Below are 13874 nucleotides of genomic sequence, written 5' to 3' on the forward strand. Positions count from 1 at the left end.
CCCTCAATATCGTAGGATATCAAGGGTTGGATGTGGTACCTCCAGGAATCGAACCAGGGACACACGGATTTTCAGTCCGTTGCTCTACCAACTGAGCTAAGGTACCTCGCTAATGCGGGTGCAAATATAACCGAGTTTTTATTTGTGCAAAAGAAATCTTTAAAAAAATTCATTTGTAACTTGCCGTCCTAGCTGTAAAAACATGTTACTACTCGTTGATCACGGAAATACACGCATCAAATTACACCTAACATCCGATGGGCAAAAATTTGATACTACGACGGTTAGCCACGATTCGTTTTCCGACGAAACTGCCGAGCTACTGCGCAAACATCCAAATGTTAAAAATGTTGTTTTGAGTTCCGTTGCAGCCAACTTAGCGCCCTTTTTCGAACAGTTTTATCCAAATATACCCGTTTTTGATGTGGCAAAGTTGGCCGATTGGCCGTTTATTAATCGATATACCACACCCGAAACCTTGGGAATCGATCGTAAAGTGCTCGTCTCGGGTGCTGCTTTATTGTATAAAAATACCTCTTGCCTAATTATCGACGCAGGTACCTGTATTACTTACGATTTCATTTTGAACGACGGTTCGTACCTCGGAGGTGGAATATCGCCTGGTTTTCAGCTCCGTTTTAGATCACTACACGATTATACAGCGAAACTTCCGCTCGTAACTAAGGTTAGCGAAACCCCACTTGTTGGCAATAGCACCGTTTCTTGCATCGAATCGGGTGTAATAAATGGAATAGTAGCCGAAATAATTGGAATCATTAACCGTTATAAGCAGCAGTATGCCGACTTTACCATAATTTTAACGGGCGGGGATGCCGAATTTTTGGCAACCCAATTAAAAAATGGCATATTTGCCGATTCAAATTTCATGCAGCGAGCTTTGTATGCACTGTACCAATTTTACAACCCTAATGATTAAACGAATTCTGCTGTCAGTGAGCCTTTTTATGAGTTTAGTTGCTCACGCTCAAAACGGAACACCTTCTATCTATTCTTTTTACGGTATTGGAGAAGTTACCTTCCGAGGTTCTGTTGAAAACAGATCAATGGGCGGCGTGGCCGTGTTTACCGACAGTATTCACATCAATCTGCAAAACCCGGCTTCATATGGGTCTTTAAAAGTTACCTCTTTTTCTGTGGCGGCCACCAACAATAAAACACGATTTGTAACCAATTCCGTAAACGATAATGCAGGCAGGACAAGTATTGATTACCTTGCTTTTGCTATCCCGATTTCAAAGAAATTCGGCGCCGGAATTGGTGTTTTACCGTACAGTTCTGTCGGATATAAACTTCAAACTTTAGCAAGCGGAACCAACACAAATAATCGCCGCTACGAAGGGTCAGGTGGTTTAAATCGAGTGTTTTTCTCACTTGCGTATAATTTTTCTGAAAATCTAAGTTTTGGAACCGATTTACAATACAATTTTGGACAGATTGAAACAAGTACTTTAGCAACAATTGAAGGCGTTCAGTTTGGATCGAGGGAAGTTAGCTTGTCGGCTCTATCAGGTTTTACATTCAACACAGGTTTTATGTACCGCCGAAAAGTAGGAAAGAAAAATACACTTTACTCCAGTATTACGTACACCCCAGGGACATCAATTAATCTCAACAATAGCCGGTCTATAGCTACGGTCTTAATCGGCGCGAATACCGAAAATATTCAATCTGAAACAGAAGTAATTGTTCCCGATTCAAAATTAAAAATGCCACAACGCATAACTTTTGGTGCCGGTTTTGGAGAAGAACGCCATTGGTTGATCGGTGCTGAGTTGGCTTTAACATCGAATAACGGTTTTGCAAATCGCTTTGATGATATTCAAAACGTAAATTACGAAAACGGTACCAAGATCAGTTTTGGAGGTTATTTTATTCCAAAATATACTGCCTTTAATGGATACTTCAACCGAGTTACATACCGCGCGGGCGCTCGTTTTGAGCAAAGCGGATTGGTTGTCAATGGCAAGAATATTGAAGATAAAGCAGTAACTTTTGGTCTCGGATTGCCTTTGCGCGGAACTTTTTCTAATATCAACCTGGGTTGTGAATTAGGTAAACGCGGAACAAAGGCTGCTGGATTGGTAGAAGAACGCTATACCAACATATCTATCAGTTTGTCGCTTAACGACAGATGGTTTGTAAAACGTAAATACGACTAATAGTGACAACCAAAAATTTATTTTTGTGCCTCATTTTGTTTCTGATTTTTTGCAGTTGCGAAGATCGAATCAAAGCCGTGAACAAAAGTAATTTGGCAACTTTCACACCAAGTGGCGAGGCCGATTTCCTAGCTCTCAAGTATACCGATTCTGGTCGCATTACCGCGGTACTCGCAGCTAAACAAATGCGCGATTTCGCTACTGTAAAGCACGCCTTCACCGAGTTTCCCAAAGGAATCGATTTAACACTCTACGACAAAAAAGGAAAAAGAACATTCATCACAGCACAGTACGCTGTGTCCTATAAAGGAAGTGATTTGATTGATTTGCGTAAAAATGTGGTTATTCGATCTGAAGAAAATCAACGACTAGAGACCGAACAGCTATTCTTCGACCAAAAAAACGGCTGGTTCTTCACCGAAAAGCCTTTTTTATTTACCGATCCAAATGGCGGAACCACGCGTGGAACCGGAATCGATTTCAACAAAGATTTTAAACGAATCAATTATCAGCAGGTACGTGGACAAATAAACAAAGCAGAATAAAATGAAATTTCTAAAATTTACGCAATACGTTTACTTAGCTGCCGCAGCTTTTATGGCTTATCGAACTGTAGAGTTGTGGAATAGCGGAACTGATGAACGCTATTTATACCTAATTTTTGCAGTAGGCGCACTTGCAATGTTCTTTTTTAGACGTCTTTACTTCAAGAAATTTGAAGAAAGAGCAAAAAACAATCAGCAAAAACAGCCGTAAAATAAGGCTTGGGCGACGCTATTAAAAAATAAAAATTTACCCTTGCCGTAATTTGGCAGATAATTGTATTTTCGCAGACTGAATTTAAAAATTAGAGAGAAACTATGGCAGTTTTATCCAAAATCAGACAGCGTTCGTTTTTACTCATTGCAGTAATCGGATTTTGTCTTCTCGCTTTTATCATTGGAGATATTTTTCAAAGCGGTGCATTTAACGGCTCTTCGAGATATGTCGGTACGGTGAACGATGAAGATGTAAGCTTCGACGATTTCAATGTAAAGGTTGTAAATCTGGAGAAAAGTCAGCAAGGAATGACTACTACTCAGGCGGCAAACCGTATTTGGGATCAAGAAGTTAACATCGTTTTGCTTACTGAAGAGTTTGAAAAATTGGGAATCCGTTCTTCGGAAGATCAAATAATGGATATCCTCAAGCAAAGCCAAGACATTGGGCAAAACCCTATGTTTTTGAATGAGGCAGGTTTATTCGACCAGAAAAAGTTTGATGAATTTATCAAAGCAAATCCAGCTCAGGCGCAATTGTTAAACGATCGTAGAAAAGAGGCAGCCTTGAACGCCAAGTTCCAGTCGTACGGAAGTATGATTCGTGGAGGTATGTATACAGCTTCTTTTGAAGGAAAATTGAAATACAAACTCGAGGCGGATAAAGTTTCTTTCGATTACGTGCAAGTATTGTATTCTTCAATCAAAGATTCGGACGTGAAAGTTTCTGACGAAGAAATTATCGCCGAAATGCGCAAAGATGAAAAGCGATTCAAAGCTGAGGAAAATGTAGAGTTGGAATATATTCTCGTTGAAGATAAACCGTCGGCAGAAGATGAGGCTGAAGTTAAAAACGCGATCAATAGCCTAATGGCACCTCGCGTGGTACTCAACAACGAAACCGGCAAAAACGATACGATTCCGAGTTTCATGAACGCGAAAAATACAGAAGAATTCGTTTCAGAAAATTCAGATATTCCATACGATTCGTCATACACCGCGAAAAACCGTTTGCCTGCTGAACATGCTGAGGCACTGTTTAACTTACCTGTTGGATCGGTTTACGGACCATATATGTTCAACGGATATTATGCAATATCTAAAGGTATGGGTCGTAAAGCCGGAGCAAACGCTCGTGCATCGCATATTTTATTGTCCTACAAAGGAGCTATGCGCGCACAGCCAAACGTAACTAGAACTAAAGAAGAAGCCGCAGCTAAAGCAGCAGAACTCCTTAACGAAGTTAAAGCAAATCCAAACAGCTTTATGATGCTTGCTATGACAAATAGCGACGATGGTTCTAAACAAAATGGTGGCGATCTTGGGTATTTCGAACCAGGACAAATGACCACCAAGTTCAACGACTACGTTTTTAACAATCCAGTAAATTCAGTCGGGTTAGTTGAAACCGAATTCGGATTCCACGTAATTAAAGTTACTGACAAACAAGATGCTGTTCGTCTAGCAACAATTGCGCGCAAAATCGAAGCGTCTGAACAAACAAACGACAAAAACTTTGCAACCGCTTCGAAAATCGAAAACGATTTGAAATCGAAATCAATTGCTGAAGTAGCAAAAACCTACAAACTTACTGTTGCGCCTGCGGTAAAAGTAAAACCAATGGACGAACTTGTTGGAGCACTCGGAAATCAACGTCAGATTGTTCGTTGGGCGTACGATGATGAAAACGAAGTAGGCTCTTTCAAAAAATTCGATATTCCAAATGTTGGAAACGCCATTGTAAGCATCAAGAAATACAATGCGGAAGGTTTGATGGCGCTTGATCAAGCACGCCCAATGTTGGAGGCAAAATTAAAGAACAAGAAAAAAGCTGAGCTCATTAAAGCGAAACTTAAAGGTGCAAACCTTGCTGCTATGGCTGCTGCAAACAAGACTAACGTAAAAGTAGCAACCGATGTAACTATCGAAGCAGGTGTACTCGAAGGTGTTGGTCCAGAACCACGCGTAATTGCTACGGCAATGGCACTGGGCGCTAACAAATTGTCGGCTCCAATCGAAGGCGTGTCAGGTGTGTATGTTGTAAGCGCTAAGGCGGTTACTGCGGCACCCGTAATCAAAGATTATAAAGATTACGTAGCCAAATTACAAGCTCAGAACGGAAGCGCACCTGGACGAATTTTGAACGCATTAAAGGATGCAGCCAAAATCGAGGATAATCGTAGATTGTTCTACTAGAAATAGGCACATAGACCAAGTAAAAGTCCTGCATTACGCGGGACTTTTTTTATGCCCCATTCTCAGTTTGTCATTCTATTTTGGGCGGCAGTTCCGGCTGTTCGCTACAAGCTTGCCTCCGCAGTACGGCAAAAGCTAAAAACCGCAGGAGCTTCCGCTGGTCGCTCTGCGGTTTTTGTTTTTGCACGCACCGCGTTTGGCAAGGCTTTACGCTACCATCCGGGCCGCAAAGTCGTTGCCGGCGTTTCGTCTTCTAAATAAAGGATTGCCAAAACATTCGAATTTTAACAAACGTAATATTGCAATATTACTACGTTTAAATTATTGAAAATAATATGATTACATAAAGATGATCGTTTGATAATTAATAACGTTTTACGAATTTAAAGAACGATTCTTAGGTAACGTCTCTCGCGGCCGTGATGGCAGTGAAAATAAAACCGTAGTGGCAACGTGTGACGGCGTTTTTTGCGCAGCGACCAGCGGAAGCTGTGCGAAAGACTGCCAGAACCGGCGCCACACGATTTTATTGCAACGAACAGCGCGAAATGCCGCCCAAAAAAGTTGTCAATTCTTTTTTTGTCTCGTTTGCCCCAAATTCTCGGACTCGAGTAATCGCAGAGTTTTTTTATGAACTATGTGCCTATGTGGTCCGCCGCAACCAGCAAAACCAGCAGTTTGTGGTTAATATACTATGTGCCTATGTGGTCAGCCATAACCACTAAAATCGATAATTTGTGGTTAATAAACTATGTGCCTATGTGGTCAGCTGTAACCATCAGAGCAGGTATGTGGTAAATCACTATGTGCCTATGTGGTCAGCCATAACCACTAAAATCGATAATTTGTGGTTAATAAACTATGTGCCTATGTGGTCAGCTGTAACCATCAGAGCAGGTATGTGGTAAATCACTATGTGCCTATGTGGTCAGCCATAACCACTAAAATCGATAATTTGTGGTTAATAAACTATGTGCCTATGTGGTCAGCTGTAACCATCAGAGCAGGTATGTGGTAAATCACTATGTGCCTATGTGGTCAGCCATAACCACTAAAATCGATAATTTGTGGTTAATAAACTATGTGCCTATGTGGTCAGCTGTAACCATCAGAGCAGGTATGTGGTAAATCACTATGTGCCTATGTGGTCAACCATAAAAAATAGTGAATTCCTGCGCACTGTTTGCTACCCCGAGAGTTCTCTATATCGATAAAATGTTGTGTTGCTTCTTGCCGAAGTATTTCCGAGACTAGTTCAAAAAAGTTGTTTGTTTAAACATCAAACAGCTCGTCGAATGTTAAGCAAGTAGTAAAACCTTTTGCGGAAAAGTAGAGCTGTGGAGGTGTTTTTGATAGTGCCAAAACAAAGTCGCCTCCCCATGCTCCCAAACTTTTTATCACACCCGGATAGTCGCTGAAAAGTTGTGCTTTTATGGTCGGAATTTGGAGTTGTGCCGACAGTAAATCCTCATGTCGTTGCAGTAAATCTGCTAATTCCGCAAATTGGGTTGTTTGTGCTACAGCGTTCGTAATCGAGGAAACGGCTTCAATAAATGCCGTGCTTTTCGGCAGCTCCTTGTATTGTGCAATCGCCGACCGACTGTTTTGTTTCTGATTCAAATGCACAAAATACATGTGATTTTTCAATGCCATTGGAAAATTAGCCGATCGAATTTCGCGACCGTTTGGGGTTTTGTGGTAAAAAATAGGTCCGTTTGCTGTCGCGCATGCCACGTCGTATCCGCTACCGCCAAAAGTTGCATCGGATAGTTCAAATGCATCGATATCAACGTATTGCGCCACCAAACTGATCAACGTAGAGCTGCTTCCCAATCCCCAATTATTTGGGAATTCCAGCTGTGTGCTAAATTTCTTTCCAAAAAGTGGTGCGGTTGTTTTGCCTTGTATCGCTCGATTTAATACGTTGGCTAAGGCTTGTCGTACCGGATCGGCGATTTGTATTGCATTTTCGAGATCTTCTTGGGTAAACCGCGTATCAAGCCATTTTTCGCCTGCCGCGTTGAAGCTTTCCCAGGCTATTTTTTGTGTGTCTTCAAACTCGCTTACTCGCAATCGTTGTCCCAATTTTGTGGGAATCGCGAGTGCAAGCGCTCCGTCTAAGACTGCGTATTCGCCTGTGATGAGAAGTTTGCCGTTTGCCCGATACATCTGTTCGTTCATGACTGGCGCAGCTTATCGATAAACTCGTGAACACCGGCGTGCGACACCGCTTTTCCGTTAAACTCTGCCTGAACTGCTTTGCGTTCCTCGCTGTTTGCTTCAAGCTGATTTAAAATATTGTTGAGGTGCATTTTCATGTGTCCGGCCTGAATTCCTGTTGTTGTTAACGAGCGCAGTGCAGCGAAATTTTGTGCCAAGCCCGTAGCGGCAACTATTTCCATGAGTTGTGCGGCACTCGGATTTTTAAGCAGTTCCAAACTAAATTTAACCAGCGGATGCAACGACGTTAAGCCGCCAACGGTTCCGAGAGCCAACGGCATTTGCAATCCAAACGTAAACCGTGTATCGGTAAGTTCGCAAAACGACAACGAGCGGTATTGCCCATCGCGCGATGCATAGGCATGTGCCGCAGCTTCGATGGCACGAAAATCGTTTCCAGTAGCTAAAACCACTGCATCGATACCGTTCATGATTCCTTTGTTGTGTGTCACGGCGCGGTAAGGTTCGGCTCGTGCAATATCGACAGCCATTTTGAAGCGTTTGGCAAAAAGTTCTGGATCGTCGATTCCTTTGTCTTTCAAGTCGGCAATCGAGCACGACACTTTAGCTTCGACCACGCAATTGGTCACGTAATTAGAGAGTATGCTCATAATAACGTCGAGTTGTCCGTTGAGTTTGTCGGCTTCGCGGCGCATCACAGCTGCAAATTGTTCTAAGCAACTGTTTATAAAGTTAGCACCCATCGAATCTTTGGTGTCGAAAGTTGCGTGGAGTTGGTAATAATTAGGAAGTTTATCGGTAGCGTTTCGCAGTTCAATGGCTAAAATTCCGCCGCCTCTTTTCTTCATATTTTTGGTGATGAAAGCGGTTTCTTCGCGGAAAAGCGACTGGCAATTTGCGAACCAATCGTGTAATTCGTTGCTTGCTCCGTTATAGGCAAAGTGTACTTGTCCGATTTTTTCTTGTCCGATAATTCGAGTGGAGAATCCGCCGCGGGTTTTCCAAAATTTGGCGGCTTTGGCAGCAGCAGCCACCACCGAACTTTCTTCGATGACCATCGGAACAAAATATTCGTTGCCGTTTATCGAAAAATGGGGTGCGACACCCAGCGGTAAGTAAAAGTTACTGATGGTGTTTTCTATGAAATCGTCGTGAAGTTGTTGCAACTTTTCGTCGGCGTTCCAATATTTTTGGAGTACGTTTTTTGCGAGCGTGGGTTCTTTGAAAAACGAAGAAGCAATAAAATCTATTTTTTCCAACTTGCTTAACTTCGAGAAGCTTGCTGCAGAATCTGTCATTTTAAACGAATTAAGTTGCAAAGATACAAGATATCGGAGTTTTTAACAGTTTTATTCTGATGTCTGAACGCTTATTTTATGCCCATTTATAGCTTTTGCACCCTTTTTTTTACTAAAATTGACACTTTAATTCGTTTCTATGCGCAACAGCAAATTTTTGTATCTCTTTTTAGTGGTAACCACGTGGGTTTACGCACAAAAACAAATCACAATTGATCAAATTTATCGGGGCTATTTTAGAACCGAAAATCTAGAAGAACTTCAGGTTCTCCACAAATCCAATACCTATGCGGTTTTAGAAGAAGAGGGCAGTGGTATGTCGATAAATCTGTATGATTTTGCGACTCGTAAGAAAATTGAAACCATTTTCGGTACGGCTGCATTTCCAGAAACTAAAGCAGGCATCGACGGCTTTCAATTCAGTGAAGACGATAAATACATTTTGATAACCGCGGGATCAACGCCTATTTATCGACACTCTTTTCTTGCGCGTTATTTTCTGTACGACACGGTTTCCAAGCAGCTTACTGCGATCACGCAAGATTTGATTCAAGAGCCGCAGTTGAGTCCGGATGGTTCGAAAATTTGTTTTGCACGCGAAAACAATCTGTATCTTTTTGACGTTCGAAGCAAAGCGGTTAGTGCTATTACAACCGACGGTGTAAAAAACAAAATCATTAACGGTATCACCGACTGGGTTTACGAAGAAGAATTTGCCTTTGTGAAAGCTTACCAGTGGAGTACCGACAGTAAAACGATCGGATTTATTCGTTTTGATGAAACGGAAGTTCCTGAATTTACCATGAATGTTTACGGACAAAATTTATATCCCGGTAACGAAACATTTAAGTATCCAAAAGCAGGAGAAGCCAATGCTAAAGTGAGTTTACATCTTTTCGATGTGGCGCAGCAGGCAACCAAGAAAGTGGATTTAAGTGCCTACAACGACTTTTACATTCCGAGAATAAAATGGAGTGCAGATGCTCGCTTTTTGAGTGTACAGATTTTGAATAGACATCAGAATAAACTCGATTTTTATTTTGTAGATGCACAAACTGCAGAGAAAAAACTACTATTCTCTGAAACGGATAAAGCGTATATCGATATTACCGATAATTTGACTTTCATTTCTAAAAACCGCTTCATTTGGAGCAGCGAAAAAGACGGCTTCAATCACTTGTATTTGTATGGAAGCGACGGTAAACTAATCAACCAAATTACGCAAGGAAATTGGGAAGTAACGGCTTATTATGGTTTTGACGAAAAAACGAAGCGTGTTTTTTACCAATCGACTGAGGAAGGCAGTATCAATAGAACGATCAGCAGTATTGGAATCGACGGTAAGAATCGAAAAAAGTTATCGCAGCAAGTGGGTACCAACGGCGCCACGTTTAGTCCGGTGTTTACGCACTTCATTAGTAATTTTCACGACAGCGCAACACCTCCGCAGGTTTCGTTAAACGATGCGGTAACTGGAAAATCGATTCAGGTTTTGTTGCGAAATGAAGCTTTGCGTTCGCGCGTAGCCGAATTCAAAATGCCGGAAAAGGTTTTTATGACCGTGAAGTCGGCAGACGGACAAGATTTAAATGCTTGGATGGTAAAGCCAACAGATTTTGATGCGAAGAAGAAGTATCCACTTTTTATGTATCAGTATTCGGGTCCGGGTTCGCAACAAGTGAGCAACAGCTGGAACGATTACGACGATTATTGGTTCAAAATGCTGGCGCAACAGGGCTACATTGTTGTTTGTGTTGACGGTCGTGGCACCGGTTTTAAAGGTGCTGCATTTAAAAAGTGTACGCAAGGCGATTTAGGAAACTTAGAGGTTCAAGATCAGATTTTTGCTGCTAAAAGCTTGGCAAAATTCGACTACATTGATGCCAATCGTATTGGAATTTTTGGCTGGAGTTACGGCGGATTTATGTCGGCTAACTGTTTGCTTAAAGGTTCCGACATTTTCAAAATGGCTATTGCTGTAGCGCCGGTAACTAATTGGCGTTTTTACGATACGATTTACACGGAACGTTATTTGACTACGCCGCAGGAAAATGCGAAAGGTTACGATGATAATTCGCCGATTAATTTTGTGAAGCAACTGAAAGGAAAGTTTTTATTGGTTCACGGAACGGCAGATGACAACGTGCATGTACAAAACTCAATGCGCATGATCGAAGCATTGGTGCAAGCCAACAAGCAATTCGATTGGGCGATTTATCCCGATAAAAATCACGGTATTTACGGCGGCATGACCCGTATACAGCTTTACAATAAAATGACAGACTTTATTAAGAATAATCTTTAACCAACCAAAACTCTTTACATGGAGCAAACTCAAATAAAAACCGGACATCCAAAAGGACTTTATTTCTTGTTTTTCACAGAAATGTGGGAACGATTTAGTTACTACGGCATGCGTGCCATATTCATTCTGTTTATGACCAAAATACTGCTAATTTCTGACGCTGATGCATCGGAGATTTATGGCAGTTACACCGGACTGGTTTATCTTACACCACTACTTGGCGGATATTTATGTGATCGCTTTTTAGGGAACCGACGAAGTATTGTTATTGGCGGTTTGTTAATGGCTATAGGTCAGTTTTTAATGTTTTTAAGTGCGTCTGCAGGTGCCGATGGAGGTGTGGCTTTAATGTGGGCCGGATTGACAGCAATTATTATAGGTAACGGATTTTTCAAACCAAATATTTCTACGATGGTAGGGCAACTATACCCAGCGAACGATCGTAGAATTGATAGTGCCTTTACCATTTTTTACATGGGAATAAATTTAGGAGCATTTTTCTCGCCCCTAGTTTGTGGTTCCATGGATTTCAAATGGGGGTTTTTAGCCGCTTGTATCGGAATGCTTCTTGGTCTCGGAGCTTTTGTTATCGGCCAAAAGAAGTATTTAATTTCTGAGGAAGGAAAAGAAATTGGCTTGCCAGTGAAGAAGTTAGATGTTCCGAATATTTTAGCAATCATTGGCTCCATTGGTATCATTTATTTCATGCTAAATTTTAAGACGCTGTTTCAAACGGATGTTGATATTATCAGCTATTTTATTTACGGTGCAATGATTTTGATGCCGATCATCATTCTAACGGACAAGTCGCTTACCAGTGTAGAAATGCAACGAATTATCGTGATTTTGATTTTGGCGTTTTTCGTTATTTTCTTTTGGGGAGCGTTTGAACAGGCAGGTGCGTCGCTGACTTTGTTTGCAGATAGACAAACCGATCGTGACTTCTTTGGGTTTGAAGTCCCTGCGAGCTGGTTTCAATCTGTTAATCCACTGGCGGTAATTTTATTAGCTCCTGTTTTCACTTTGATTTGGGGCTTTTTGTATGTGCGAAAATTAGAGCCAAGTTCGCCGAAGAAGATGGCTTTAGGTCTTGCTTTAGTTGCCTTGGGTTATGTGGTGATTGCGTTTGCCGTTAAAGGAATCGGTGCTTCGGATAAAGTTTCGATGTGGTGGTTGTTTGCTTTGTACGTAATTCACTCTATGGGCGAATTGTGTTTATCGCCCATTGGTTTATCAATGGTTTCTAAATTAGCGCCGTTACGTCTATCGTCGTTGCTAATGGGAACTTGGTTTTTGGCAAATGCGGCTGCCAATAAATTTGCAGGGACACTAAGTGCTTTGATTCCACCGACAGCAAATGCCGACGGATCAGCCGTTACTGATTTTCCTAGTATAGTAGGTTTTCAAATTACTAACTTGTACGAATTCTTTATCGTTTTTATTGTAATGACTGGTGCTGCGGCAGGAATCTTATTTTTCTTGTCTAGCTACTTGCAAAAGAAAATGCACGAAGAAGTGCAATCTTAGAATTCACTTTTCAGATCTATAAAAAGCTGCCTCGTGCAGCTTTTTTGTTTGATAAATAGTATATTTCTCGTAAAATGTTTCAAAAAACACAATTTGTTTTAAAATGTTGTATTTTGTTGAAAAATTTGAAGAACTACTGTACTCCCTTACTTTTGCCAAAATTTTGATCTATGGAAAACCAGCAACTGCAACAAATTGCCGAACAATTCCCTTTGCCGGCCTATGTGTACGATAGCGAGAAAATCGTAGCACAATACAACCGCTTGCGAAACGCTTTTTCGAAAATCGAACACTTGCGGATTAACTATGCTGTAAAAGCACTGTCGCATACAGCTATCATTAAATTGTTTAAGAGCCTAGGTGCAGGTTTAGATACTGTTTCCATTCAAGAAGTGCAATTGGGTTTGTACGCCGGAATGCAACCTGAGCAGATTATCTTTACGCCCAATGGTGTTTCGCTTTCCGAAATCGAGCAAGCTGCCGCTTTAGGTGTTCAAATAAACATAGACAATTTGTCGATTCTCGAGCAGTTTGGAGCCAAGCATCCGCAACATCCGGTTTGTATCCGCATTAATCCGCATGTGATGGCTGGCGGTAACAGCAATATTTCCGTCGGACATATAGACAGTAAATTCGGTATTTCCATTCATCAGTTGCCGCATGTGTTGCGTATTGTGCAAAACACGGGCATGCACATTAATGGTGTTCACATGCACACGGGTTCGGATATACTCGACATTGAAGTTTTTCTGTACGCTGCCGAGATTTTATTCGATACGGCAAAACATTTCCCAAATCTCGACTTCCTGGATTTCGGAAGCGGTTTTAAAGTGCCGTACAAAAAAGGAGATATCGAAACAGATATCGAAGAACTGGGTCGAAAGCTCAGCAAACGTTTTTTGCAATTTCAGAAAGAGTACGGAAAGCCGCTAACTTTAGCATTCGAACCCGGAAAGTTTCTGGTAAGCGAAGCGGGAACGTTTTTAACGCGCGTAAATGTGGTGAAACAAACAACCTCTACCGTTTTTGCTAGTGTCGACAGCGGTTTTAACCACTTAATTCGGCCGATGCTTTACGGTTCGCAACACCACATTCGCAATATTTCTAATCCGAAAGGAAAGGAACGCTTTTATACCGTTGTGGGCTACATCTGTGAAACTGATACGTTTGCCACCAACCGCCGCATTAGCGAAATTCACGAAGGCGACGTTTTGGCTTTTCACAATGCGGGTGCTTACTGTTACAGCATGTCGTCGAACTACAACTCGCGGTACAAACCGGCGGAAATTTTGATGCATAACGGACAACCGCACCTAATCACGAAACCAGAATCGTTCGACGATTTGATTCGAAATCAGATAGATATTGAGTTCTAGTTTATTAATGTAACCCGTTGGGTGAAATTAAATTAATTGATTTTTGATGTTAT

11 protein-coding genes and 1 tRNA gene are annotated in these 13874 nt (G+C 41.5%); 9 read left to right on the forward strand and 3 right to left on the reverse strand.

What is annotated here, in order from left to right:
* Positions 1 to 33: 33 nt before the first annotated feature.
* A tRNA-Phe gene (locus CHX27_RS03365) sits at positions 34 to 106 on the reverse strand.
* Positions 107 to 202: 96 nt separating this feature from the next.
* Here CHX27_RS03365 and CHX27_RS03370 point away from each other — a divergent pair.
* The 6 genes from CHX27_RS03370 to CHX27_RS15480 all read left to right on the forward strand — a co-directional run bounded on the left by CHX27_RS03370 (position 203) and on the right by CHX27_RS15480 (position 5932).
* Positions 203 to 937: a type III pantothenate kinase gene (locus tag CHX27_RS03370; protein WP_094485359.1), complete on the forward strand. Its 735-nt coding sequence runs from the start codon at positions 203 to 205 to the stop codon at positions 935 to 937.
* A complete protein-coding gene (locus CHX27_RS03375; protein WP_094485360.1) occupies positions 930 to 2180 on the forward strand; it encodes a hypothetical protein in 1251 nt (416 codons plus the stop codon). Before CHX27_RS03370 ends, CHX27_RS03375 begins: the two co-directional genes overlap by 8 nt.
* 2 nt (positions 2181 to 2182) lie before the next feature.
* Positions 2183 to 2725, forward strand: a complete 543-nt coding sequence (gene lptC, locus CHX27_RS03380) for an LPS export ABC transporter periplasmic protein LptC (protein WP_262494575.1) — start codon at positions 2183 to 2185, stop codon at positions 2723 to 2725.
* Position 2726: 1 nt separating this feature from the next.
* Complete coding sequence (locus tag CHX27_RS03385; protein ID WP_094485362.1) at positions 2727 to 2936, forward strand: hypothetical protein; 210 nt, start codon at positions 2727 to 2729, stop codon at positions 2934 to 2936.
* A 104-nt stretch (positions 2937 to 3040) separates the two neighbouring features.
* Entirely contained in the window at positions 3041 to 5134 is a 2094-nt protein-coding gene (locus tag CHX27_RS03390; protein ID WP_094485363.1) for a peptidylprolyl isomerase, read from the forward strand.
* Positions 5135 to 5779: 645 nt separating this feature from the next.
* The gene (locus tag CHX27_RS15480) at positions 5780 to 5932 is read left to right on the forward strand and encodes a hypothetical protein (RefSeq protein WP_165764422.1); all 153 of its coding nucleotides are present in this window, start codon (positions 5780 to 5782) and stop codon (positions 5930 to 5932) included.
* Between the two features lie 474 nt (positions 5933 to 6406).
* Here the strand turns inward: CHX27_RS15480 and CHX27_RS03400 are convergent, their stop codons facing one another.
* Together CHX27_RS03400 and CHX27_RS03405 are read right to left on the reverse strand one after the other, a co-directional pair.
* Positions 6407 to 7315 (reverse strand): GYDIA family GHMP kinase, encoded by a 909-nt coding sequence (locus CHX27_RS03400; protein WP_094485365.1) that lies wholly within the window; start codon positions 7313 to 7315, stop codon positions 6407 to 6409.
* Entirely contained in the window at positions 7312 to 8634 is a 1323-nt protein-coding gene (locus CHX27_RS03405; protein ID WP_262494576.1) for a hydroxymethylglutaryl-CoA reductase, degradative, read from the reverse strand. Before CHX27_RS03405 ends, CHX27_RS03400 begins: the two co-directional genes overlap by 4 nt.
* 118 nt (positions 8635 to 8752) lie before the next feature.
* Here CHX27_RS03405 and CHX27_RS03410 point away from each other — a divergent pair, with 118 nt between their 5' ends.
* The 3 genes from CHX27_RS03410 to lysA all read left to right on the forward strand — a co-directional run bounded on the left by CHX27_RS03410 (position 8753) and on the right by lysA (position 13821).
* The gene (locus tag CHX27_RS03410; RefSeq protein ID WP_094485367.1) at positions 8753 to 10918 is read left to right on the forward strand and encodes a S9 family peptidase; all 2166 of its coding nucleotides are present in this window, start codon (positions 8753 to 8755) and stop codon (positions 10916 to 10918) included.
* An 18-nt stretch (positions 10919 to 10936) separates the two neighbouring features.
* Positions 10937 to 12445 (forward strand): peptide MFS transporter, encoded by a 1509-nt coding sequence (locus tag CHX27_RS03415; RefSeq protein ID WP_094485368.1) that lies wholly within the window; start codon positions 10937 to 10939, stop codon positions 12443 to 12445.
* Between the two features lie 170 nt (positions 12446 to 12615).
* A complete protein-coding gene (gene lysA / locus CHX27_RS03420) occupies positions 12616 to 13821 on the forward strand; it encodes a diaminopimelate decarboxylase (protein WP_094485369.1) in 1206 nt (401 codons plus the stop codon).
* Positions 13822 to 13874 lie beyond the last annotated feature (53 nt).

This window comes from Flavobacterium aurantiibacter, from assembly GCF_002251775.1.
Lineage (GTDB): Bacteria > Bacteroidota > Bacteroidia > Flavobacteriales > Flavobacteriaceae > Flavobacterium > Flavobacterium aurantiibacter.

Bases quoted from the DNA above. Each gene is read 5' to 3' on its own strand.
- CHX27_RS15480 (WP_165764422.1), top strand. From the start codon at position 5,780: ATGTGGTCCGCCGCAACCAGCAAAACCAGCAGTTTGTGGTTAATATAC.
- CHX27_RS03390 (WP_094485363.1), top strand. From the start codon at position 3,041: ATGGCAGTTTTATCCAAAATCAGACAGCGTTCGTTTTTACTCATTGCA.
- CHX27_RS03410 (WP_094485367.1), top strand. From the start codon at position 8,753: ATGCGCAACAGCAAATTTTTGTATCTCTTTTTAGTGGTAACCACGTGG.
- CHX27_RS03400 (WP_094485365.1), bottom strand. From the start codon at position 7,315: ATGAACGAACAGATGTATCGGGCAAACGGCAAACTTCTCATCACAGGC.
- CHX27_RS03375 (WP_094485360.1), top strand. From the start codon at position 930: ATGATTAAACGAATTCTGCTGTCAGTGAGCCTTTTTATGAGTTTAGTT.
- CHX27_RS03385 (WP_094485362.1), top strand. From the start codon at position 2,727: ATGAAATTTCTAAAATTTACGCAATACGTTTACTTAGCTGCCGCAGCT.
- CHX27_RS03370 (WP_094485359.1), top strand. From the start codon at position 203: ATGTTACTACTCGTTGATCACGGAAATACACGCATCAAATTACACCTA.
- CHX27_RS03415 (WP_094485368.1), top strand. From the start codon at position 10,937: ATGGAGCAAACTCAAATAAAAACCGGACATCCAAAAGGACTTTATTTC.
- lysA (WP_094485369.1), top strand. From the start codon at position 12,616: ATGGAAAACCAGCAACTGCAACAAATTGCCGAACAATTCCCTTTGCCG.